Source organism: Terribacillus sp. JSM ZJ617, from assembly GCF_044383785.1.
In the GTDB taxonomy this organism is placed as follows: Bacteria; Bacillota; Bacilli; order Bacillales; family Amphibacillaceae; genus Terribacillus.
On the sequence record NZ_JBISEQ010000002.1, the window covers coordinates 297,175 to 318,775 of the forward strand.

Genomic DNA, 21,601 nt, shown 5'->3' on the forward strand with positions numbered 1-21,601 from the left:
GTAAACCTTTTTAACTTCGTGTCCCTTTGCTACAAGTTCCGAGGGATTAAGCATTGATCCTAGCGTATACTATTCTTTCAAAGGAGAAGGAGGGACAAGCTTGTGAAAGAATACTTCGTCTATTGGGTGAAACACGAGATCTATTTCCGCTATTTTTATAAATCGGATATCCTCTATCGCTTTTTCCTCTCCAGTCAAGTGGAGAATACTGCATATGTGCAAGAGCAGCTGGATTATATCACTTATGATTTTCCTCCCGGAGCGTCACTTCAGCAAGCCCTTCTTCAGGATGATGGCGTCTATATCGAGACGGATCAGCACTATCTCCGAGTGGTATGCGATTCCTTGACGACGGCCGAAGAGACTGTCTTTTCAGAGCTCCGCCACTTTGATTCTTCCTTCTTTATTATAGAGCCAGCAGCCAACAATTGCGGCTGGATTGCGCCTATCATAAAAAATGACCTGCAATCACGGGTTCATCTATTGTATTCTTCCTTTTGATTGTCTATACTAGATTAGAGATATTTTGAAGGAGGAAGCCAATATGAGTCCGATCTGGGTCGTACTTATAGCACTGGCTGCATTGATTATCGGCGTTGCGCTTGGATTTTTCATCGCCAGAAGATACATGATGAACTATCTTAAGAAAAACCCGCCAATTAATGAACAGATGCTTCGTACAATGATGATGCAAATGGGTCAAAAACCATCACAAAAGAAAATCAACCAAATGATGCGCGCAATGAATAACCAACAAGGTAAATAAGCAATTATTTCTATATAGCTTTGACGTTTTAAGTTGGCGATTTGGCATTGCAAACAAGGGATTTGATTGCTGGTAATAGTTAATTGAATCCAGGAACCACTTTTTCTGCTAAGAGATTTAGCAGGAAAAGTGGTTTTTTGATTTGTTCAAATCCTGTTTTATATGGTTATGTTAAATAATATATTTAACGCGGACCAGGAGGAGCAGTTGAAAAATCATAAGTTTTTAATATACATTTCTTGATAACACTAACTGAAGGGGAGTGGTAAAGAGATGCGATCCATCGATTATGATTGGCTTGAAGAAAGAACCATTATAATGGCTTTAACAGGCAGCTATGCTTATGGAACGAATACGGAAGACTCGGATAAAGACTACAAAGGTATCTGCATTCCGCCAGTAAATTACTTCTTAGGATTGGAATCATTCAACGAATATAACAGCAGCGGCGGCAAGAATTTCAAAAATACGAAAGACGATGTAGATATCAATATTATTCATATTACAAAGTTCGTTAAGGACGCAATGATAGGTGTACCAAATAACATAGAAATCTTGTTTTTGAACAAAGATCAGTACTTAAAAATAACAGAACCAGGGCAGCAGCTAATTGATAACCGGCATCTATTCCTTTCTAAAGCAATCCAAAAGAAGTTCGGGGGGTATGCTAATTCTCAAATTCAGAAGTTAAAACAAAGAAATGTCAGCAGATCAGGCAGACAGGACTTGATAGACCTTTATGGATATGACACGAAGTTCTTTATGCATAGCGTCAGGTTATTGACAAGTGCTATTGAGATATTAGAGACAGGCGATTTTAGCACATTTAGACCAAATCGCAGCTTCTTGCTCGACTGTAGGAAGGGTGCATACACTTTTGGTGAAGCTGTAGAGCTTATAGAGCTACTAGACAATGATCTTAAGAGAGCAGCTGAGCATTCCACACTTCCTGAGAAGCCGGATTATCATGCGATTAATCAGCTTTTGATTCGTATCAATTCGGCTGCAATTGGTAAATAAATCCTAGCATTAATTAAGATAGAATCAAGATGCCGAATGTAATGACCACAAGGTAAGATAATATTTACATATACTTTGCATACTTCAAAATGCGATTTAGCATTTCATGAAAACGTGCTGTCATCCTCCTTTTAATGAAGACCAAAGGTATGAAATGTATGAATCTGGCAACACTCTTAATGCAGACAAATAGGTTTGAATCTGCAGCGATAATGGTATTTGATTAAAAAAGGAGTGATAAGAAATGAAACATGTGAAAGCACTTGTGATCAAATTCATCATGATTTTAGCTGTTTTATGGATTGTTTTCACCCTTATGTTCGATACGGAATTCAGCGATACGCTACTGATGAGTGTCGTTTTGACAATTGCGGCATATGTGATTGGTGACTTACTCATTTTAAGCAGAGCTGGTGACCGAAGTAAGCCTGACGGTGATTTTACAAAGCGGAACGCAATTGCGACAGTTAGTGACGCAATATTGACTTTCATCGTTCTTTGGCTGTTAGGGGAAGCTTTATTGAATCCTGATGATAATGTTGTGATGGCATCTCTGATCTCCGCGGTCGTAATTGGTATCGGAGAATGGTTCTTCCATCGCTATGTTAATAATCATGTGATCGAGGATCATAATGCCCAAACTGTTGGGATGTCCTGAACTGTGCTATAGTGGAGAATAACTAAAGAAAGGAATCCCTTTTGGGGATTCCTTTTGCTTATAAGTTTTTAACAGGAGGAATTCGTATGGAGGTAACAATACTGCTGGCTGTAACGGCTGGGTTCCTTTCCTTTCTTTCACCATGTGTACTTCCTCTTTATCCGGCATTTCTTTCTTATCTGACTGGTGTCATTCCAGGTTCACCTGATAAAAGAACATATAAAAACGGATGGCTTCTGCATACAGTCTTCTTCCTGATTGGCTTTTCAACAATCTTTTTACTGCTTGGGTACAGCGCATTAGCGTTATCTGAATGGCTTTTTACATACCAATCCTATATACGAGTCATCGGAGGAATCATGCTGATTCTGCTTGGTGCAGTGCAGATAGGGCTGCTAGGAGGAAGGTGGCAGTCATCCAAAACCTTGCTGCGTTTTAAAAACAGGCCGCCTGGATATGCTGGTTCGTTCCTGATCGGACTTTCCTTCGCAATGGGATGGACACCTTGTACAGGCCCTATACTTGCAGGAATCATGACAAGCGCTGCCTTGCAGCCGTTCGGGGCTGTCCCTCTTATGGCAGCTTATGTACTGGGCTTCAGCATTCCTTTCTTCATTTGGGGGTTCTTCGGATCTCGACTGCAACGATTAAGAAGAACCGGAAAAATACTGCATGAAATAAGTGGATATTTCCTGATTCTCATAGGCATTCTGCTTTTATTCGATCTAACGACAAAGATTACTTCCTATCTAGCCAGTTTTTTCTCTTTTTACGGTTTTTAAATCGTGAAAAAAAGAGAGAAGTAGTTTAAAATATGTAGGGAAAGGGTGTCGAATGTGGAATTTTCGCCGAATAATCTTATTTTCAAAACAACAACCGTGCTCATATCTTTTTTGTTGCTCGGATTTTCGGTCTATCTGTTCTTTGCAGGCCATAATTCTCCGGGTGGAGGATTCATTGGAGGACTTGGGACTGCTGCTGCTTTAGTGCTCATGTATATGGCATATGGCTTCAAGACAGTCAGCAAGATCTTGCCGATCAACTATCGTGTTTTGACAGTAACAGGTGTGCTTATCGCCATCCTGACTAGTGCAGGGTCATTCCTATTTGGACAGCCATTCCTGAGCCATACGTTTACATATATCCACTTGCCTGTTTTAGGCGAGCTGGAATTGGCTACAGCGACGTTTTTTGATCTAGGGGTATATCTTACTGTTGTTGGTATAGCTCTGACGATCATCCTGTCAATCGCACAAGATCGTTCAAGCAGTGAGGAGAATGCAAGTGGCAAAGATACTAATAGTAGATGATGCAAAATTCATGCGGAAAACATTGCGTGGCCTGCTTATCGAAAACAATTATGAAATCGCCGGAGAAGCAGCAGATGGACACGAGGCTGTGTCTCAATATCTGAAAACAGAGCCTGATATCGTCTTTATGGATATTACAATGCCGCATATGGATGGGCTTGCAGCTTTAAAAGAGATTATCACACAGGATCCAAATGCAAAGGTGATCATGTGTTCTGCCATGGGGCAGCAGCGCATTGTCATGCAAGCGATCGAGCTTGGCGCGAAGGACTTCATTACGAAGCCTTTTGAGGATACGAGGGTTATAGAGACGGTTGAACGCATTCTCAATTAAAGAAATGTAAATTGAAAGAAGGTAAGGGTATGACATTACCTGTTATCATCAGTACCATCCTGGTTGCATGTATGGGCCTTGCAGTTGCAATGGTCCGGATGCGGGCAGCTGCAAGACCGGTAACGGCGAAGAAAATCATCCTGCCGCCGTTATTCATGAGCACCGGTGCACTAATGTTTCTTTTCCCGGTGTTTCGTGTGCCGTGGTGGGAGGTCTGGTTCTCGCTTGGAGCCGGAATCATTTTCTCCAGTCTTTTAATTTTGACTTCCAATTTTGAAGTGAGGGATGAGAAGATATTTCTGAAGCCTTCGAAAGCATTCGCGGTAATCATAGTCGGACTCGTATTTGTTCGGGTATTGTTGAAGGTCGCGATTGGCCAGACAATTGAAATCGGAGAAATGGGTGGGGTGTTTTTCCTGCTGGCGTTCGGTATGATCGTCTCTTGGCGGATTGCGATGCTTTGGAAGTACAAACGGCTCGAAAGACGCTTACAAATCACCTGATGGTTGGCGAAAGACTTTCTTCCAGTAAGAAGGTCTTTTTTCATATATTTGTTTTGTCTATACAAGTTTTAGGAAAATCGTGGTATGGACGTTTTGTTTTTTCTATAATTGTAGTAACATACTTATCAAAAGGACTATACATACATAGATGCACGAATAAGGTCACATAAAAGGGGGCGAAGGAGCTTGAACGAAGACGACTATAAGACAGAGAAAAAGAAAGAAGCGGCTTCATTTAATCCGACAGGCTTTGATCCACATTCTTTGGCTGAACTTCCCGCACCGATGCTGCAATGGATCGATCAAAACGGATTTGATATAGTTTTCGTCTGTGACTACGAAGGAATGATTCACTATACTTCTTCGTCGATTACAAGGCTGCTTGGCTATTTGCCGGAAGAAGTGGTCGGTACATCTTCTTTAGCATATTTGGATTCATGTGACGTGCCTGTCCTGCGGAATAGGTTCGAGACGACAACAGAATGGCCGCAGAGGTTTCATCTGACTGTACTGGATAATCGCGGCAAGCATATTTGGATGGAAGCGAGTATCTCTTTGACAGAAAATCAGGGTGTACCTTATTATATTGGCGTGGCTAAGGATGTGTCCGATAAGAAAGAAATAGAAGAGATGATGTTCCGCTCTGAGAAGATGAGTGTAGCTGGACAGCTTGCGGCTGGAATTGCACACGAGATTCGTAATCCGCTGACTAGTCTAAAAGGATTCCTCCAGCTTATTCAGGCCGGAATCAGCCGGAAAGAAGAATATTACAAGATCATGGTTGATGAAATAGAGAAGATCGAAACAATCACATCAGAGCTTCTATTCATTTCAAAGCCGGTAGCAGAAAACAAAGAATCGGAAACGATTCATGAAATGCTGCAGGATGTCATCACATTGCTTTATTCCCAAGCTCGTCTGCAAAATGTCCAGATAAGCTTTGAAAAAGGGGAAAACAGCAGACTGCTATGTGACCGATCTCAAATCAAGCAGCTCTTTATCAATCTTATAAAGAATGCGCTTGAAGAAATGCCACACGGAGGCAAGATTGATATTCGCCAGCGTCAAGTGGGCAGGGATTGCATAGTAGATGTAGTGGATGAGGGTCCTGGTATCCCGGATGAGGTGCTTGCCAAGCTCAAGGAGCCTTTCTTTACGACAAAGAAAGAAGGGACGGGACTTGGTTTGATGATTTGTACGCAAATACTGGACAAGCATAATGGTGCACTTGATATCCTCCGTAATGAAACGAAGGGGAGTACCTTCAGGGTGTCCCTGCCAATTAGCTTATAATATTTATACATGGCCTCTTTTATAAGAGGCCATGTTTCTTTTACATGTCGTGATGACTATTATGTTTCTGCCTGCTATGATTTTTGTTTTTTACCTTCTTTGACCCGCTTAGAGGCTCATTCACCTTTTCTGGGTGTTTGCGTTGTTTCCCTTTCTGATCTCCCATTTTTTCACCTCCATAGTAGCTATTATTCCTTGTACAGAACCCCTTATGCGAGCGTTATCAAAATCTATAGGTAGAGCGCAAAATGCGCTAGTTTTCCCTATTTTACGCGTGTTTTTTGCTCTTAATTAATTTACTTATGAATCGTTTTCATTTAGAATAAAAAGTGCAAATCGATGTTAGCTCGTGCTGTTCTATCATAAGATTGTGATAGAGCAGGCTAATTCACAAGGGGGTTTGTTCATACGATGGTGGGAAATAATTCATACAACGCAAAGAAACAGTTTGAATTAAACGGAAAGACGTACAATTACTATCAATTGAAAGCGCTTGAAGAGAAAGGGCTCGGAACTGTCTCCCGTTTGCCATTCTCAATCCGTGTACTGCTTGAATCGCTGATCCGTCAGCACGATGGCTTTGCAATCAAGGACGAGCATGTTGAAGGCTTAGCAAACTGGGGGAATGGGAACATCACCGATGTACCATTCAAGCCTTCCCGTGTTATCCTGCAGGACTTTACTGGTGTACCGGCAGTCGTGGATCTCGCTTCTCTTAGGAAAGCGATGGTCGATCTTGGAGGAGATGCAGATCGGATCAATCCGGAAATCCCGGTGGATCTTGTCATTGACCACTCTGTACAGGTTGACAAGTATGGCACGCAGGATGCGCTGAAAGTGAACATGGAATTGGAATTTGAGCGAAACAAAGAACGTTATGAATTTTTAAATTGGGCGCAAAAAGCATTCGATAACTACCGTGCTGTTCCGCCAGCAACTGGTATCGTCCACCAGGTAAACCTGGAATACTTAGCGAATGTTGTCCACGCTAACGAGGACGCAGACGGTTCGTATACTGCTTATCCTGATACATTGGTTGGTACCGATTCCCATACGACGATGATCAATGGACTGGGTGTCCTTGGCTGGGGTGTCGGCGGTATCGAAGCAGAAGCAAGCATGCTTGGACAACCATCTTACTTCCCAGCTCCAGATGTAATCGGAGTGAAATTCGTTGGTACGATGCCAGCTGGGTCCACTGCAACCGACCTGGCGCTTAAGGTGACACAAGTACTTCGTCAGAAGAGCGTAGTCGGAAAATTCGTGGAATTCTTCGGTCCGGGACTTGCGGATATGCCGCTTGCTGACCGTGCAACAATCTCGAATATGGCACCGGAATACGGAGCGACATGCGGTTTCTTCCCAATTGACGAAGAAACACTGAACTACATGCATCTGACAGGCAGAAGCCAGGAACAAATCGACTTGGTTGAGAAGTATGCAAAGGAAAACAACTTCTGGTACACTCCGGATACGCGCGATCCCGAGTATACGGAATTGGTGGAAATAGACCTTTCTGCATTGGAGCCGAACCTATCTGGTCCGAAGCGTCCGCAGGATTTGATTCCGCTTTCCGGCATGCAGAAATCATTCGTTGATTCAATCACTGCACCATCTGGCAACCAAGGATTCGGACTGGATAAGAGTGAATTCGATAAGTCAGTTGAAGTACATCATCCGGATGGCAAGACATCCACAATGAAAACAGGTGCTGTCGCAATTGCTGCGATCACTTCCTGTACGAATACTTCGAACCCGTACGTAATGCTTGGAGCGGGTATTCTTGCAAAGAATGCGGTTGAAAAAGGACTGACTGTGCCAGCGTATGTGAAAACATCTCTTGCACCAGGTTCTAAAGTAGTAACACGTTACTTGGATGATGCAGGTCTGACACCTTATCTTGATCAATTGGGCTTTACGCTGGTAGGGTATGGCTGTACGACATGTATCGGTAACTCTGGACCGTTATCGCCTGAAATTGAAGAAGCAATTTCTTCAAGCGATTTGACGGTTGCATCCGTACTTTCTGGCAACCGTAACTTCGAAGGCCGTATCCACCCGCTTGTACGAGCAAACTATCTGGCTTCACCGCCGCTAGTTGTGGCTTATGCACTTGCAGGTACAGTGGATATCGACTTGGATAACGACCCAATCGGAACGGATAAAGACGGAAACGCAGTTTACTTCAAAGATCTATGGCCATCTCCTAAAGAAATCCGGGATGCAGTTGCTGAAGTTGTTACACCGGAAATCTTCCGTAAGGAGTATGAGGATGTTTTCAATTCCAATGCGAAATGGAATGAAATCGCTACAACTGAAGAACCTCTTTACAAATGGGATGCAGATTCAACTTACATCCAAAATCCTACTTTCTTCGAGAACATCTCTGGAGGAAGCGGCACAGTGCAGCCTTTACAAGGTTTGCGCGTAATCGGGAAGTTTGGCGACTCTGTAACAACGGATCACATTTCTCCAGCTGGTGCGATTGCGAAAGATATGCCAGCAGGTAAATACTTGCAGGATAAAGGTGTCACACCTCGCGAGTTCAACTCCTACGGTTCCCGTCGCGGTAACCACGAGGTAATGATGCGCGGTACATTTGCAAACATTCGTATCCGCAACCAGCTGGCACCAGGTACAGAGGGCGGTTACACAACTTACTGGCCGACAGATGAAGTAATGCCAATCTATGATGCGGCAATGAAATATCAAGCTGATCAAACTGGACTGGCTATCTTTGCTGGGGAAGACTACGGTATGGGAAGCTCTCGTGACTGGGCAGCAAAAGGTACAAACTTGCTTGGTATCAAAACTGTCATCGCACAGAGCTTCGAACGGATCCACCGTTCCAACCTTGTCATGATGGGTGTGCTGCCATTGCAATTCCAGCCTGGCGAGAGTGCAGATTCACTTGGCTTGACTGGCCGCGAAAGCATCGACGTTTCAATTGATGAAAATGTTTCTCCGCGTGATATTGTCAAAGTAAAAGCAACTGCTGAAGACGGCAAAGTAACCGAATTCGAAGCAGTAGCCCGTTTCGACAGTGAAGTGGAAATTGATTATTACCGTCACGGTGGTATCTTGAACATGGTATTACGCAACAAACTGCAGCATGCATAAGAACTTTGGAGAAGCAGCCGATCCGGCTGCTTCTTTTTTTGGTTAGTTTGGTCCTCTTTAGCCCAAAATAAACGGTAAAGGGGGAATATTTATGAAGCGAGGATTACTCCTCTTATGCCTTATGCTGTTCATCTTTCCGTCGCTAGTAAAAGCGGAGACAGTGGAATTGGATTCGGTAGAAGCTCTGATTGAAGGTTCGGCTGGGAAGCCTGTAGTGATCATGTATTGGGCAACGTGGTGCGACACATGTTTGTCTGATTTATCGGAACTGGAGGATTTTCACGCTTCAGCGGGTAAAAAAGTGAGTGTATACAGCATCAATGCTACGAAGAGTGAGCGAAGCGTCAAACAAGTGAAAGTCTTTGTGGAAAAAAGTGCGCTCCAAGTACCAGTTTATCTGGATAAGGACGGTATTGTGGCCCATCAATTTCGGCAAATAGCAGTACCTTTCACTATCATTGTAGACAAAAAAGGTAAGCAGCGGGTCATCCCTGGACCCGTATCAAAGGAACAGCTGGAGGAATGGGTTAAATAAAATCCCTCCAGTTCACCTGTCTGGCTGTAGTATGCTAAAATGATGATAGAAAAGGGGGGCATACTTGTGACACAGACAGAGAAAACCCTGACCGAACAAGTAATTGCATGGAGTTCAATGGACATCTCACCGCCTCTATCCGAGATAGAGGCGTTACGTATGGCATCAGAACTTGATGCTGGGGAAGAGGCCTTAAAACAGGGCTTATATCGAATTATAGCTTTTTACCGGATCATGCGCGTGCATAAACAGGATCCAATCAGCAGACAGCTGCTCGCTGCTTCTGAACGGACTCACCCAATCGTTATGGAAATCGACCAATTCGCACAAGTGAATCAATACTACCAAGCGCTGATGAACACGGATTTGCCAGTATGGTCGGTTAGGGAAACGGATTTCGATCCTGCAAAAATGAAGAAATCCCAATCCTTACACAGCCAGCTGACAGATGCAATGCAGGCATATCCTCGAAGAATAGATGGTGCCAGCAAAATCGCATCGGCATACAACCGTTCTTATGAGGAGTTGGAGGATTTACTTGTCCTGCTGGAACAGACAATCGAAACGATCGAAAATAGGAAAACGGGTTCGCCTGTTACAGCGATGAACGCAACAGTTCTGCAACTATTAAAATCACTTACAGCTGTAAAGGATGCGCTGCCTGCTGTATTGAGCCAGGCAAGCGAGAGCCGACCGCTTGAAGTGCTTGATCAACTGATCGGGCTGCAGGATGTGAAGTCGTATATTCACGACTATTACCATTATCTCCGTTATCAACAGGAAAGAAAGCAATTCGGATTCCAGATGGTAGATGAGCCAGGTCTTAATATGGTCATCACAGGCAATCCCGGAACAGGTAAAACGACGATAGCACGTCTGCTGGCGAAGCTGTATCATCAGCTTGGTCTGTTAGAGTCTGATCATGTTGTCGAAGTAAACCGCTCGCATTTGGTTGGTTCGTATCTAGGTCAGAGTGAGGAAAACACGACAAATTATGTGCGTCAGGCTATCGGCGGCGTGCTATTCATAGATGAAGCTTACAGCTTGAAACGCGAAGGGCAGAGCGGAAATGATTATGGACAAGCAGTAATCGATACGCTTGTCTCCAGTATGACTAGCAGTGAATATGGCGGCAAATTCGCAGTTATTCTTGCTGGTTATCCAGAAGAGACACGTCAATTTCTGTTTGCCAATCCTGGTCTTCGCAGCAGGATACCGGATCAGAATTACATCGAGCTTCCGGACTTCGAGACCGAGGAACTGCTGCAGATTGCGGAGAATACAGCACTTGCGAACGATTTCTTCTTTACGGAAGAAGCACTTCGTCTTGTGAAGGATAATATCGAACAAGCACGTGTGGATGATACATTCGGAAATGCGCGGACCGTTCGGGATATTGTACTGCGGATCATTTTCCAAAAAGGAGCAGATCGCAAACTGACGACGGATTCCTGGATTGATCACATGACGCTCTCAGCACAGGATGTGAAAGATCCAAAACAGAACGAGGATGAGTCAGAGCCTTTGCAGCAGCTTGAACAGCTGATCGGGCTGCAGTCGATAAAGGAAGAAGTGAAAAAATTATCTTCCTTTGTACAAGTTCAGCAGGCGAGGAAGAATAAAGGAGCTCCTGCAGTTCCGATTCAGCTGCATGCTGTTTTTACCGGTAACCCCGGAACGGGAAAGACGACGATTGCGAAAATCTATGCTGATATCCTGAAAGAACGCGGATTGTTGAAGCGGGGACATTTGGTCGTTGCTTCACGAAGTGATTTAGTAGCAGGTTATGTTGGCCAGACTGCTGCAAAGACGAAAGCAGTCATCCGTGATGCGCTTGGCGGTGTGCTATTCATCGATGAAGCGTATAGCTTATTCCGTGGATCACAAGATTTCGGTAAAGAAGCAATCGACACGCTAGTGGATGAGATGACCAAACATAATGAAAATTTGGTTGTCGTCCTTGCAGGGTATCAGCAGGAAATGAAGCAGTTTATCGACAGCAATCCAGGACTTGCTTCGCGTTTTAAGAAGTATTTCATTTTTCCTGATTACAATAGTGAAGAGCTTGTTGCTATCTTTAAGCATGCAATGGAAAACTATGCGTATACCCTGTCAGGAGAAGCGGAAGACTTCCTGAAGGATCGTCTGGCTGCTGTAACAGTAGCGGGGAATGCCAGATTCGTAACGAATCTCTTGGACGAGGCAATCCAGTTCCAGTCACTTCGACTTGTAGAAGCCCAAGAGCAGACGGAAATGGATGTGCTGGAGAAGAAAGATATAGAAAATGCTTGGGAAATGGTTAGGAGAAGTGCTTTATGAAGAAATCAACATCAGAAATTAATGTGAGATACGGCGAAACCGACCAAATGGGTGTTGTGTATCACGTGAATTATCTTGTCTGGTTTGAGATTGGCCGGACCGACTTTATTGAAACATTGGGATTACGCTATGCAGCGATGGAGGATGACGGCTTTCTTTCCCCAGTTGTGGATGCGAAATTGAATTTCCATTATCCTGTACGGTACGGAGAAAAGCCGATTGTGGAAACATGGCTACAATCTTATGATGGCATCCGGACGATGTATCGCTATGAAATCAAAAATGAAGACGGTAAGCTTTGTGTTTCCGGAACGTCGACTCATACAGTAGTGAAAAAGGAAACCTTCCGCCCGGTGTCCATTCGTCGCTCCCTGCCGGAATGGCATGCTGCTTATTCGAAAGCTTTGGAAGCATAACGGATGGCATTTGGGATCAGGCGTAATGAACTGAAAGTATGGAAGGAACGTGTCCGCCAAGGGGAGATTGCTTTTTTGACCCACTATTGGCTGGACGCGCGATTTCCTGAAGCAAAGACAGTGACAAAGGCAGGCTGTGCCGACCGGCAGAAGCTGATAGATTGGGGAGCGAAGTATGGCTTGCAGGAAGCTTGGATTGACGAGCATGAAGATCTGCTTCATTTCGATCTGATCGGGGATTATCAGCTTCGTATACTTCAAGCCGAACAGCAATGGGACCAGCTGGAGAGATTTCAGCTCCTACCAAATAAAAAGCAGTAATCCAAAAAGGATTACTGCTTTTTTTCATGATGATGTTCACATGTTGTACCAGGTACAGGGTCAAATCCGCCCCGGTGAAAAGGCTGGCATTTAGCGATTCGTTTAATAGTGAGCCAGCCGCCTTTCCACGCGCCATACCGCTTGATTGCCTCCAGTCCGTATTGCGAGCAGGTCGGATAAAAACGGCAGGATGGCGGTGTTACAGGGCTGATGAATCGGCGATAGAAACGGATCAAGGCTAAAAATACCTTGTCCATATACTTACTCCTCTTCGTCGCGTTTGTCGTAGCTCAATGTTGCCACAGCGTCATGCAAATGGATGGATTCTTCGTTGCTGCAGGATACAGTGAATTTCTCCACGTAATCAAGCTCATACAAATCAGCTGCAACCAGACGGACCATATCCTCGACAAAGCGCGGGTTTTCGTAAGCTGTCTCCGTAACCATCTTCTCATCCGGACGCTTCAGGACTGGGTGAATACGGGCACTAGCATTGCTTTCGGCAGCTTCGAGCAAGTCTTCCTTCCAGTCGCGAACATCTTCATCGAACGTATCTGTGAGCTGTACTTCCATTGAAACAATACCACGCTGGTTATGCGCGCTGTATTCGCTGATTTCTTTCGAGCATGGACATAGTGTCGTTACTGTGCCGGAAAGTTGAGCTGTCGTGCGGAAGCCAGTTTGTTTGTCGTAAGCAACTTCCAGCGTTGCATCTGCATGATTCAATCCAGTCATACCGGATGCAGGACCGCTTCGCTCGAAGAACCATGGAAATGTTACTTTCACACGTGCATCTTCTTGTTTCAGTCGGTCTGCAAGCTCTGCAACAAATAGCTGCAAGCTTTTCACAGAAACAGTGAATCCATTTTTATGATACAAATCCAGCTGTTCAGTGAACCGGCTCATATTTGTACCTTTGCTATCCTGCTGGATGCTGGAGGTGAATTCGAACGTTCCGATCGTAGTCTGCATAGCCGGACGTGTATTGCTGATCACTTGGATCGGATGTTTAACTTTCGCAATGCCAACTGCATCTATATGGAAAAGAAAGTTCTTTTTCGTATTTTGTAAGTCAGCCATATCGGCTTTATTTTCTGGTTTCGTCTTTTTGCCTGGAGCTACGGAGCCAAACAATTTATGACGTTCTGCCTTGGATGGCAGCTGTTTTTTAGTTGGTGTGTGTAGGTGCTGCATAATAGTACTCCTTTCAAAGTCGCATGGACTAGCTTAAAGTATACCCGATGGTAAGCCCTTAATTCAATTGTCTGAACCGGGTAAATCCCGGAGAAATGAAAAAAACAATCCCGCTTACCTGGAATTGTTTTTCACGAGGAAGGACGCTTTCGGTTCTTCACGTCTGATAATCCGGACGATATTCTGTCTATGCTTATAGAGGATGAATATTGCCAGTAATCCGAGGACGATAGTCAGCACGACATCCTGTGCGATAAAGAGCGAGACGATAACGCCTACCACGCTAGCTGTCATGGAAGCAAGAGATACATATTTGCTGATGAGCAGCACGATGACAAAACTTGCAATAATGATGGCAAACAGCAAGGCATTGACGCCTAAGATGATTCCAGCTGAAGTCGCGACAGCCTTACCGCCTTTGAATCTGGCGAATATAGGATAAACGTGCCCTATGACTGCTCCAAGACCGATGATCAGCAGATATAAGTCGAATCCGAACAGAACAGGCAGGATGGTGGCAATTGTTCCTTTTAAGATATCCGCAATCAAAACGATTATTCCAGCTTTCTTACCGAGTATCCGGAATGTGTTCGTTGCACCAAGATTACCGCTTCCGTGCTCTCTAACATCTATATTGTAGCCTACTTTGCCGACGATCAAGGCAGATGGTATCGAACCGATTACATAGGCGAGCAGGATGAATAACACGTATTCCATATACATTCTCCTTTAACAACAAACGTTCCTATAGCTTGCTTATCCATTTTAGCACGAAGTATCATGGAAGAGCATAACTTTTTACATAGTATAGGATTAATTCCCTAGAAGCAAGGGTAATGAAACACTTAGTACATAATACGAGGTGAAGGCATGATTGAATTCAAAGGTGTATATAAGACGTATCCGGACGGAACGGAGGCTATCAAAAACTTCAATCTGGAAATAAAGGAGGGGGAACTTCTTACACTCATCGGTCCAAGCGGCTGCGGCAAGACGACGACGATGAAAATGATCAACCGGCTTGTCGAACCAACCTCAGGAGAGATATACATAAATGGAAAACTTTTAAAAGAATACAACATACATGAACTACGATGGAATATCGGCTATGTATTACAACAAATAGCACTTTTTCCGCATATGACGGTAGAGGAGAACATTGCTGTGGTCCCGGAGATGAAAAAGTGGAAGAAGAAAGAAATTCAGAACCGCGCAAAAGAATTGATGCAGATGGTTGGCATGGAGCCTTCCATTTATATGGAAAAGAAGCCATCCGAATTATCCGGTGGCCAGCAGCAGCGCGTCGGTGTGATTCGTGCTCTCGCAGCTGATCCGCAGATTTTGCTGATGGATGAGCCTTTCAGTGCATTGGATCCGATAAGCAGAGAAGGGCTGCAAAAAGATATCAGGAAATTACAGCAGCAGATTAAGAAGACGATTGTTTTCGTGACGCATGATATCGATGAGGCTACGGCGTTAGGTGACCGGATCTGTCTTATGAATACCGGAGAAATCATCCAGGTGGATACGCCGCAGAAATTGATACTTGAGCCGCGTAATTCCTTCGTTCGCAGCTTTATAGGGGATAAGAAATCACCATGGCAGACTGCGGTGGATATTGTTGCCTCCCAAACTGTCTCGAGAATTCTGACTCAAACAGCATACGAAGAAAGTGATTATGATCATGATCAAGCCTATATTCTATCAAGTGACGATGGACAAGTACTGTGTGCGGTGGAGCATGGCACACAGCGAAACGTTATGGAAATCCCGAATGACTTGAATGTATTGGAGGCAGTAAAAATATTTGAAAATACTGGTACAAGCATCCTGCCTGTCACTAAAAACAACGAACTGATCGGTACACTTACGCAGCAGGAGCTATTGACGTTCCTAGCGAGTAAGACGGAAGTCAAGAATGGGGTGGTGACCCAATGAACGCATTCCTTGAGGTATTTGAACAGCGAAGTGATTCCTTTTGGACAGCGTTAGGAGAGCATCTGCAAATATCAATCATTGCATTGCTTATAAGTATTGCGATTGCCGTACCGCTTGGTCTTTTGCTGAGCCGCTCCAAAAAGCTTGCTGAACCGATTATAGCAGTAGCAGCTGTCCTGCAGACAATTCCCAGTCTTGCAATATTGGCATTCTTGATTCCATTAATAGGTATTGGAACGAAACCCGCCGTTGTAGCACTTATCATTTATGCCCTTCTTCCTATACTGCGTAATACATATACCGGTATAACAGAAGTTGACCCAGCTTTGAAAGAAGCAGCTACTGGTATGGGAATGAACAGTTTCCGACGATTGCGTAAAGTTGAGCTTCCGCTTGCGATGCCAATCATCATGGCAGGTATAAGGACTGCGATGGTCATGATTGTAGGGACTACTACTATTGCCGCTTTGATCGGGGCCGGCGGTCTGGGCGAACTGATTTTATTAGGGATTGACCGTGGCGGCGATGTAAACCTTATCCTTCTTGGTGCAATACCAGCAGCTTTGTTAGCGATATTGCTGGATTTGATTATCCGTATTTTCGAGCGGACAAGTCGGAAGTTTGGCTTCAAATCACTGGTTATCTTGCTTCTCGTAGCTATAATCGGTGTTTTAACACCATTTGTGGTGGCCAAAGATAACCAGCCTGATCTTGTAATTGGCGGGAAACTGAATGCAGAGCCTACGATTTTGATCAATATGTATAAGCTGCTTATCGAGGATCAATCTGATCTACAGGTGGAATTGGAGCCGAATCTAGGTAAAACAGATTTCCTGTTTGAAGCATTGAAAAGCGGCAGTATTGATATTTATCCGGAATTCAGCGGTACTGCACTAGTAACATTAGCAGGTGAACAAGCAGAAAGTAACGACGGTCAAGAAGTGTACGAGCAGGCGAAGGAAGCTATGCGTGAGAAGTTCGACATGGCATACTTGGAACCGATGGCGTACAATAATACGTATACACTTGCAGTGAAACGATCTTACGCAGAGGAGAACGACCTGCAGACGATTGCGGACCTTCGAAAAATGGATGATGAGATGACTGCCGGTTTCACATTGGAATTCAGCGATCGGGAAGATGGCTATTTAGGCATTCAGGAACTTTATGGTGTCGAGTTTGGTGAGCTGCGTACATTGGATCCCGGTATACGTCAACAGGCGATTGAAGCGGATGATGTAGATATTATCGACGCTTATTCGACAGACAGTTATATTAGAGATTTGGACCTTGTCACCCTGGACGACCCTGAAAATCTGTTCCCGCCATACCAAGGTGCTCCGTTGATGCGTCAGGAGACGCTGGATGAATACCCGGAGCTTGCTGACATATTGGGACAGCTTGCGGGTAAGATAACAGATGAGCAAATGACAGAGATGAATTATCAAGTCGATTTCGAAGGGAAGCAGCCAGAGGATGTTGCAAGAGAATTCCTTGAGCAGGAAGGTCTACTCTAAAGAAAGGGGCATGAATAATGACGTTTCAGAATCCAGAGAATGAACAGATTCGTGACATATTAGTAAATGCAAAAACGATTGCGGTAGTGGGGCTTTCCGATTCCCCGAATCGTACATCCTATGGTGTATCCCAGGCGATGCAGCAGGCTGGATATAAAATTATCCCTGTCAATCCGCATGTGACCGAAGTTCTTGGTGAGAAGGCCTATCCGAGTTTGGCAGATGTACCTGGTGAAATCGATATTATCAATGTCTTCCGCCGGTCAGAATTCCTGCCGGATTTGGCAAGGGAAGCGAGCAAGACGAATGCTCGTATCTTCTGGACCCAGCAAGCTGTTTATGATGAAAGAGCGGCCGCTTATTTAGAACAAGAGGGCTTTACGGTCTTGATGGATCTATGTATCAAAGTCGCCCATAGTGTGCTTGTCGGGCCTACCCGCAATTGACTTTACCCCATCTGCTCCCAGCAGATGGGGTTCTTGTATCATTAGCATATACTAGAACGAATGAAGATTTTAAAGGAGGAATCAACGTGGGTTTAGATGGTAAATTGGATAGTTCGTATGCGGCACTGCCTGAAGCTTTCTACACACGGATGGAACCGAATCCGGTCAGCGATCCGCAGATGGTGAAATGGAACAAGAAGCTAGCAGCCCATCTTGGAATCGAACAGGAAGGTGTTCTAGAAGCCTTGGCAGGTAATGCTTTTCCGCAGGGAGCAATTCCGATCGCGCAAGCATATGCTGGTCACCAATTCGGCAATTTTACTATGCTTGGTGATGGACGGGCTATCCTTCTAGGTGAATGGCAAGACCAGAAGGGCAAGAAAGTGGATATCCAGCTGAAAGGTGCAGGACGCACGCCTTATTCAAGAGGCGGTGACGGTCGTGCAGCACTCGGCCCGATGCTTCGGGAGTATGTCATCAGTGAAGCCATGCATGGGCTTGGTATCCCGACAACACGAAGCTTGGCTGTCGTTGCTACAGGTGAACCTATCTACCGGGAAACCGAGTTGCCTGGTGCAGTACTTACCAGGATCGCAGCAAGCCATATACGTGTGGGAACGTTCGAATATGCGAGAAGATTTTGTTCAGAGCTTGAGCTGAAGGCTTTGGCTGATTACAGCATACAGCGTCATTATCCAGAGCTTGCAGATCAGCCTGATAAGTATGTGCGATTTTTCCAGGCGGTGGTGGAGCGCCAAGCTGCACTGCTTGCTAAATGGGTAAGTGTCGGTTTCATCCACGGTGTGATGAATACAGACAATATGACGATCAGCGGGGAAACGATTGATTATGGACCGTGTGCCTTCCTCGATACGTATGAACCAATGACTGTATATAGCTCCATTGACCTTCAAGGGCGTTATGCATACGCCAATCAGCCGCCAATTGCAGCGTGGAACTTAGCACGTTTTGCAGAAGCACTGCTTCCTCTTTTCGATGAAGTTCCAGAGAAAGCTGTGAAGAAAGCTGAAGATATTTTGCGTGAGTATCCGCGTATGTACAGAAAGTCTTGGCTTGACATTATGTATCAGAAGATAGGCATAGATGATGTGAAAGATGGCGATGAAGCTTTAGTGGAGGATTTGCTAAAAGTAATGGAGCAAGCAGAAGTGGATTACACGAATACATTTCGTGCATTAACAAGAGGGGACACAGCTTTATTGGAACAAGCAGAAGGCTTCCAATTGTGGAATGAACGCTGGGAGGCTCGCCTGGCTTCGGAAGGAATCGAAGCTGCCCGTGAGAAAATGCGACAGTCTAATCCGAGTGTGATTCCCCGCAATCACTTGGTGGAGGAAGCATTGGAAGCTGCAGGAAGCGGCGATTATACGCTGTTCAATCGTCTTTGTGATATCGTCTCGGATCCATACAGCGATGCACCAATCGATCCAAAATATACGGAAGATCCTCCAGAACCTGAAGAACCATTTCAGACATTTTGCGGAACATGATATTCTGCCTGCCTCCTGGCAGGTATACATATATTAGGAAGTTAAGATGAAGGGATGACATATCGAATAACGTGTTAGCAGCGTACAGATAATGATATTTCACTTAGCTTACCGCCATTTTTTATCAAAATCATACCGAAAATAAAACGAAGAGCTATTTTTCGTAAGTTTTGCAAGAAATCATGCAAAATGGCTGAAAATGAAGCGAAAATCGTCTCTAGCAGACGAGGAATTACGTGAAATCCCAAAAAGTGGATTGATTGACCGGCATTATTCTGCTACTTTTAATTAGGCATACACTGGACTCTGCTAGGCATGGGAGCTAGTTTACACAAACATATGTTTGCGTTATGATAAACATAGCGTACTGTCTTTTTCCAGCGATAATACTGGAAAAATGACTTGGAAACAGTTTTTTGTTCGAAGAAGGGAGCCGATGTGGCATTGGCAAAACAAGCATCGCATTACTCAGACGACTCCATTCAAGTGCTTGAAGGACTTGAAGCAGTCAGAAAGCGTCCCGGCATGTATATCGGTAGTACTGACAGTCGGGGATTACACCATTTAGTTTATGAAATTGTCGATAATAGTGTGGATGAGGCACTTGCAGGGCATGGTGACAAGATTAATGTGACCATTCATGAAGACAACAGTATATCTGTTGAAGACTTTGGCCGCGGGATGCCTACCGGCATGCATGCTACAGGAAGACCTACTCCTGAGGTCATATTCACAGTACTTCATGCCGGAGGGAAATTCGGTCAGGGCGGATATTCGACAAGCGGAGGATTGCACGGTGTTGGTGCATCTGTCGTTAACGCTCTTTCCGAGTGGCTCGAAGTAACGATCCACCGGGATGGCAATATTTACTCTCAACGGTTTGAGCATGGAGGAAAACCTGCCACTTCGCTCGTGAAACAAGGTAAAACAAAGAAAACAGGAACCAGCATCCATTTCAAGCCGGATCCGTCCATGTTTTCTACTACTAGCTACAACTTTGACACGCTTGCTGAGCGTTTGCGCGAAGCGGCTTTCTTGCTTAAGGGAGTGGCTTTCCATATTGAGGATAAGCGCAGCGATAAGGAAGAAACATATTTGTATCCTGATGGACTGCAGTCCTTCGTAGATTATTTGAATGAGGAGAAAGACACACTTCATCCTGTGCTTGCTTTCGAAGGCGAGCAGCAGGATATCGAAATCTTCTTCGCATTCCAATTCAATGATGGGTATACAGAGACAATGCTCAGCTTTGTCAATAACGTCCGGACAAAGGATGGCGGTACCCATGAGGCCGGAGCAAAATCCGGTATGACTCGTGTATTCAATGAATACGCACGCCGGAATAATCTTTTGAAAGAAAAAGATAAAAACTTGGAAGGAACTGATATCCGGGAAGGTTTGACAGCTATTGTCAGTGTCCGGATACCAGAAGCACTGCTTCAATTCGAGGGACAGACGAAAAGTAAGCTCGGTACATCCGAGGCTCGCTCTGCTGTTGATGCTCTTGTATCAGAGAAGCTTTCTTATTTCCTTTCCGAAAATCCCGACATTGCCGGTATGCTGGTGAAAAAAGCGATACGTGCAAAGGAAGCGCGGGAAGCAGCTCGTAAGGCTCGAGAAGATGCCCGCAGCGGAAAGAAGAAGAAACGAAAAGATACGCTGTTAAGCGGAAAGCTTACACCAGCTCAATCGCGCAATCCGCAGAAAAATGAATTGTATCTGGTAGAGGGAGACTCTGCCGGCGGTTCTGCCAAGCAGGGACGAGACCGTAAATTCCAAGCTGTCCTGCCGCTGCGAGGTAAAGTCATAAACACAGAAAAAGCCAAGCTGCAGGATGTTATGAAGAATGAGGAAATTTCAACGATCATTCACACAATCGGTGCTGGTGTCGGAGCTGAATTCGACTTAGAGGATGTGCAGTATGACAAAGTTGTTATCATGACCGATGCTGATACAGACGGTGCTCATATCCAAATCCTGCTGCTCACTTTCTTCTACCGGTACATGAAGGAATTGATCGAAGCGGGCAAGGTATTCATTGCCCTTCCGCCTTTATACAAGATTTCAAAAGGCAAAGGCAAAAAAGAAGTGATCCGTTATGCCTGGAGCGATGAAGAGATGCGTGAAATCGTCCAGGAATTGAAAAATGGCTACACGATCCAGCGTTACAAAGGTCTCGGAGAAATGAATGCCGATCAGCTTTGGGAAACAACGATGGATCCTGCCACTCGCACACTCATCCGCGTAACGATCGAGGACTTTGCTCGTGCTGAACGTCGTATCACGACGCTGATGGGCGACAAGGTTGAACCACGTCGTAAATGGATCGAGAGTAATGTCGCTTTCGGTATGGAAGAAGACGGGAATATCCTCGAAAACGACAAGTTGCACAACTAAGGG

At 44.8% G+C, this 21,601-nt stretch carries 23 protein-coding genes; 19 read left to right on the forward strand and 4 right to left on the reverse strand.

The window, feature by feature from the left end:
- The first annotated feature begins 102 nt into the window (after nucleotides 1–102).
- From sirA to ACH6C1_RS07785, 9 genes are all read left to right on the forward strand, one after another.
- Nucleotides 103–501 (forward strand): sporulation inhibitor of replication protein SirA, encoded by a 399-nt coding sequence (gene sirA / locus ACH6C1_RS07745; protein WP_366249666.1) that lies wholly within the window; start codon nucleotides 103–105, stop codon nucleotides 499–501.
- 43 nt (nucleotides 502–544) lie between these two features.
- Nucleotides 545–766: a YneF family protein gene (locus tag ACH6C1_RS07750; protein WP_095223217.1), complete on the forward strand. Its 222-nt coding sequence runs from the start codon at nucleotides 545–547 to the stop codon at nucleotides 764–766.
- A gap of 273 nt (nucleotides 767–1,039) precedes the next feature.
- Nucleotides 1,040–1,786, forward strand: a complete 747-nt coding sequence (locus ACH6C1_RS07755) for a nucleotidyltransferase domain-containing protein (protein ID WP_374076112.1) — start codon at nucleotides 1,040–1,042, stop codon at nucleotides 1,784–1,786.
- Between the two features lie 244 nt (nucleotides 1,787–2,030).
- Nucleotides 2,031–2,444 carry a YndM family protein gene (locus ACH6C1_RS07760; protein ID WP_374076114.1) on the forward strand — a complete coding sequence of 138 codons (414 nt, stop codon included), beginning with the start codon at nucleotides 2,031–2,033 and terminating at the stop codon, nucleotides 2,442–2,444.
- An 86-nt stretch (nucleotides 2,445–2,530) separates the two neighbouring features.
- Nucleotides 2,531–3,226: a cytochrome c biogenesis CcdA family protein gene (locus ACH6C1_RS07765; RefSeq protein WP_374076116.1), complete on the forward strand. Its 696-nt coding sequence runs from the start codon at nucleotides 2,531–2,533 to the stop codon at nucleotides 3,224–3,226.
- A 54-nt stretch (nucleotides 3,227–3,280) separates the two neighbouring features.
- Nucleotides 3,281–3,754: a Na(+)/H(+) antiporter subunit B gene (locus ACH6C1_RS07770; protein ID WP_095223220.1), complete on the forward strand. Its 474-nt coding sequence runs from the start codon at nucleotides 3,281–3,283 to the stop codon at nucleotides 3,752–3,754.
- Nucleotides 3,729–4,088: a response regulator gene (locus ACH6C1_RS07775; RefSeq protein WP_176465743.1), complete on the forward strand. Its 360-nt coding sequence runs from the start codon at nucleotides 3,729–3,731 to the stop codon at nucleotides 4,086–4,088. The genes ACH6C1_RS07770 and ACH6C1_RS07775 overlap by 26 nt, the downstream gene beginning before the upstream one ends.
- 29 nt (nucleotides 4,089–4,117) lie before the next feature.
- The gene (locus ACH6C1_RS07780) at nucleotides 4,118–4,591 is read left to right on the forward strand and encodes a CcdC family protein (RefSeq protein WP_095223222.1); all 474 of its coding nucleotides are present in this window, start codon (nucleotides 4,118–4,120) and stop codon (nucleotides 4,589–4,591) included.
- 186 nt (nucleotides 4,592–4,777) lie between these two features.
- On the forward strand, nucleotides 4,778–5,884 hold the full coding sequence (locus tag ACH6C1_RS07785) for an ATP-binding protein (protein WP_286160739.1): 1,107 nt from the start codon (nucleotides 4,778–4,780) through the stop codon (nucleotides 5,882–5,884).
- A 40-nt stretch (nucleotides 5,885–5,924) separates the two neighbouring features.
- Here ACH6C1_RS07785 and ACH6C1_RS07790 read toward each other — a convergent pair whose 3' ends face one another.
- Complete coding sequence (locus ACH6C1_RS07790) at nucleotides 5,925–6,050, reverse strand: small acid-soluble spore protein P (protein WP_095217759.1); 126 nt, start codon at nucleotides 6,048–6,050, stop codon at nucleotides 5,925–5,927.
- Between the two features lie 245 nt (nucleotides 6,051–6,295).
- Here ACH6C1_RS07790 and acnA point away from each other — a divergent pair, with 245 nt between their 5' ends.
- The 5 genes from acnA (at nucleotide 6,296) to ACH6C1_RS07815 (ending at nucleotide 12,595) form a co-directional block, all read left to right on the forward strand.
- Entirely contained in the window at nucleotides 6,296–9,004 is a 2,709-nt protein-coding gene (gene acnA / locus ACH6C1_RS07795; protein ID WP_374076121.1) for an aconitate hydratase AcnA, read from the forward strand.
- Nucleotides 9,005–9,095: 91 nt separating this feature from the next.
- Nucleotides 9,096–9,539 carry a TlpA family protein disulfide reductase gene (locus ACH6C1_RS07800; protein ID WP_374076123.1) on the forward strand — a complete coding sequence of 148 codons (444 nt, stop codon included), beginning with the start codon at nucleotides 9,096–9,098 and terminating at the stop codon, nucleotides 9,537–9,539.
- 66 nt (nucleotides 9,540–9,605) lie between these two features.
- Nucleotides 9,606–11,858, forward strand: coding sequence for an AAA family ATPase (locus ACH6C1_RS07805; protein ID WP_374076125.1), 2,253 nt, complete (start codon nucleotides 9,606–9,608; stop codon nucleotides 11,856–11,858).
- Complete coding sequence (locus tag ACH6C1_RS07810; protein ID WP_095223225.1) at nucleotides 11,855–12,274, forward strand: acyl-CoA thioesterase; 420 nt, start codon at nucleotides 11,855–11,857, stop codon at nucleotides 12,272–12,274. Before ACH6C1_RS07805 ends, ACH6C1_RS07810 begins: the two co-directional genes overlap by 4 nt.
- A 3-nt stretch (nucleotides 12,275–12,277) precedes the next feature.
- Nucleotides 12,278–12,595, forward strand: a complete 318-nt coding sequence (locus ACH6C1_RS07815) for a hypothetical protein (protein WP_374076128.1) — start codon at nucleotides 12,278–12,280, stop codon at nucleotides 12,593–12,595.
- Between the two features lie 11 nt (nucleotides 12,596–12,606).
- Here ACH6C1_RS07815 and yidD read toward each other — a convergent pair whose 3' ends face one another.
- From yidD to plsY, 3 genes are all read right to left on the reverse strand, one after another.
- Nucleotides 12,607–12,852: a membrane protein insertion efficiency factor YidD gene (gene yidD, locus ACH6C1_RS07820; protein ID WP_038560509.1), complete on the reverse strand. Its 246-nt coding sequence runs from the start codon at nucleotides 12,850–12,852 to the stop codon at nucleotides 12,607–12,609.
- A gap of 4 nt (nucleotides 12,853–12,856) precedes the next feature.
- Nucleotides 12,857–13,789: a GTP cyclohydrolase FolE2 gene (gene folE2 / locus ACH6C1_RS07825; protein WP_374076130.1), complete on the reverse strand. Its 933-nt coding sequence runs from the start codon at nucleotides 13,787–13,789 to the stop codon at nucleotides 12,857–12,859.
- 114 nt (nucleotides 13,790–13,903) lie between these two features.
- Complete coding sequence (plsY, locus tag ACH6C1_RS07830) at nucleotides 13,904–14,506, reverse strand: glycerol-3-phosphate 1-O-acyltransferase PlsY (RefSeq protein ID WP_374076132.1); 603 nt, start codon at nucleotides 14,504–14,506, stop codon at nucleotides 13,904–13,906.
- 153 nt (nucleotides 14,507–14,659) lie between these two features.
- On the opposite strand from plsY, the gene ACH6C1_RS07835 reads away from it, so the two are divergent.
- The 5 genes from ACH6C1_RS07835 to parE all read left to right on the forward strand — a co-directional run bounded on the left by ACH6C1_RS07835 (nucleotide 14,660) and on the right by parE (nucleotide 21,598).
- Complete coding sequence (locus ACH6C1_RS07835; RefSeq protein WP_374076134.1) at nucleotides 14,660–15,727, forward strand: ABC transporter ATP-binding protein; 1,068 nt, start codon at nucleotides 14,660–14,662, stop codon at nucleotides 15,725–15,727.
- Complete coding sequence (locus ACH6C1_RS07840; RefSeq protein ID WP_374076136.1) at nucleotides 15,724–17,244, forward strand: ABC transporter permease/substrate-binding protein; 1,521 nt, start codon at nucleotides 15,724–15,726, stop codon at nucleotides 17,242–17,244. Before ACH6C1_RS07835 ends, ACH6C1_RS07840 begins: the two co-directional genes overlap by 4 nt.
- Before the next feature lie 17 nt (nucleotides 17,245–17,261).
- On the forward strand, nucleotides 17,262–17,690 hold the full coding sequence (locus ACH6C1_RS07845; protein ID WP_374076138.1) for a CoA-binding protein: 429 nt from the start codon (nucleotides 17,262–17,264) through the stop codon (nucleotides 17,688–17,690).
- Nucleotides 17,691–17,776: 86 nt separating this feature from the next.
- Complete coding sequence (locus ACH6C1_RS07850) at nucleotides 17,777–19,201, forward strand: protein adenylyltransferase SelO (protein WP_374076140.1); 1,425 nt, start codon at nucleotides 17,777–17,779, stop codon at nucleotides 19,199–19,201.
- A 438-nt stretch (nucleotides 19,202–19,639) separates the two neighbouring features.
- Nucleotides 19,640–21,598, forward strand: coding sequence for a DNA topoisomerase IV subunit B (gene parE, locus ACH6C1_RS07855; RefSeq protein WP_374076142.1), 1,959 nt, complete (start codon nucleotides 19,640–19,642; stop codon nucleotides 21,596–21,598).
- Nucleotides 21,599–21,601: the final 3 nt, after the last annotated feature.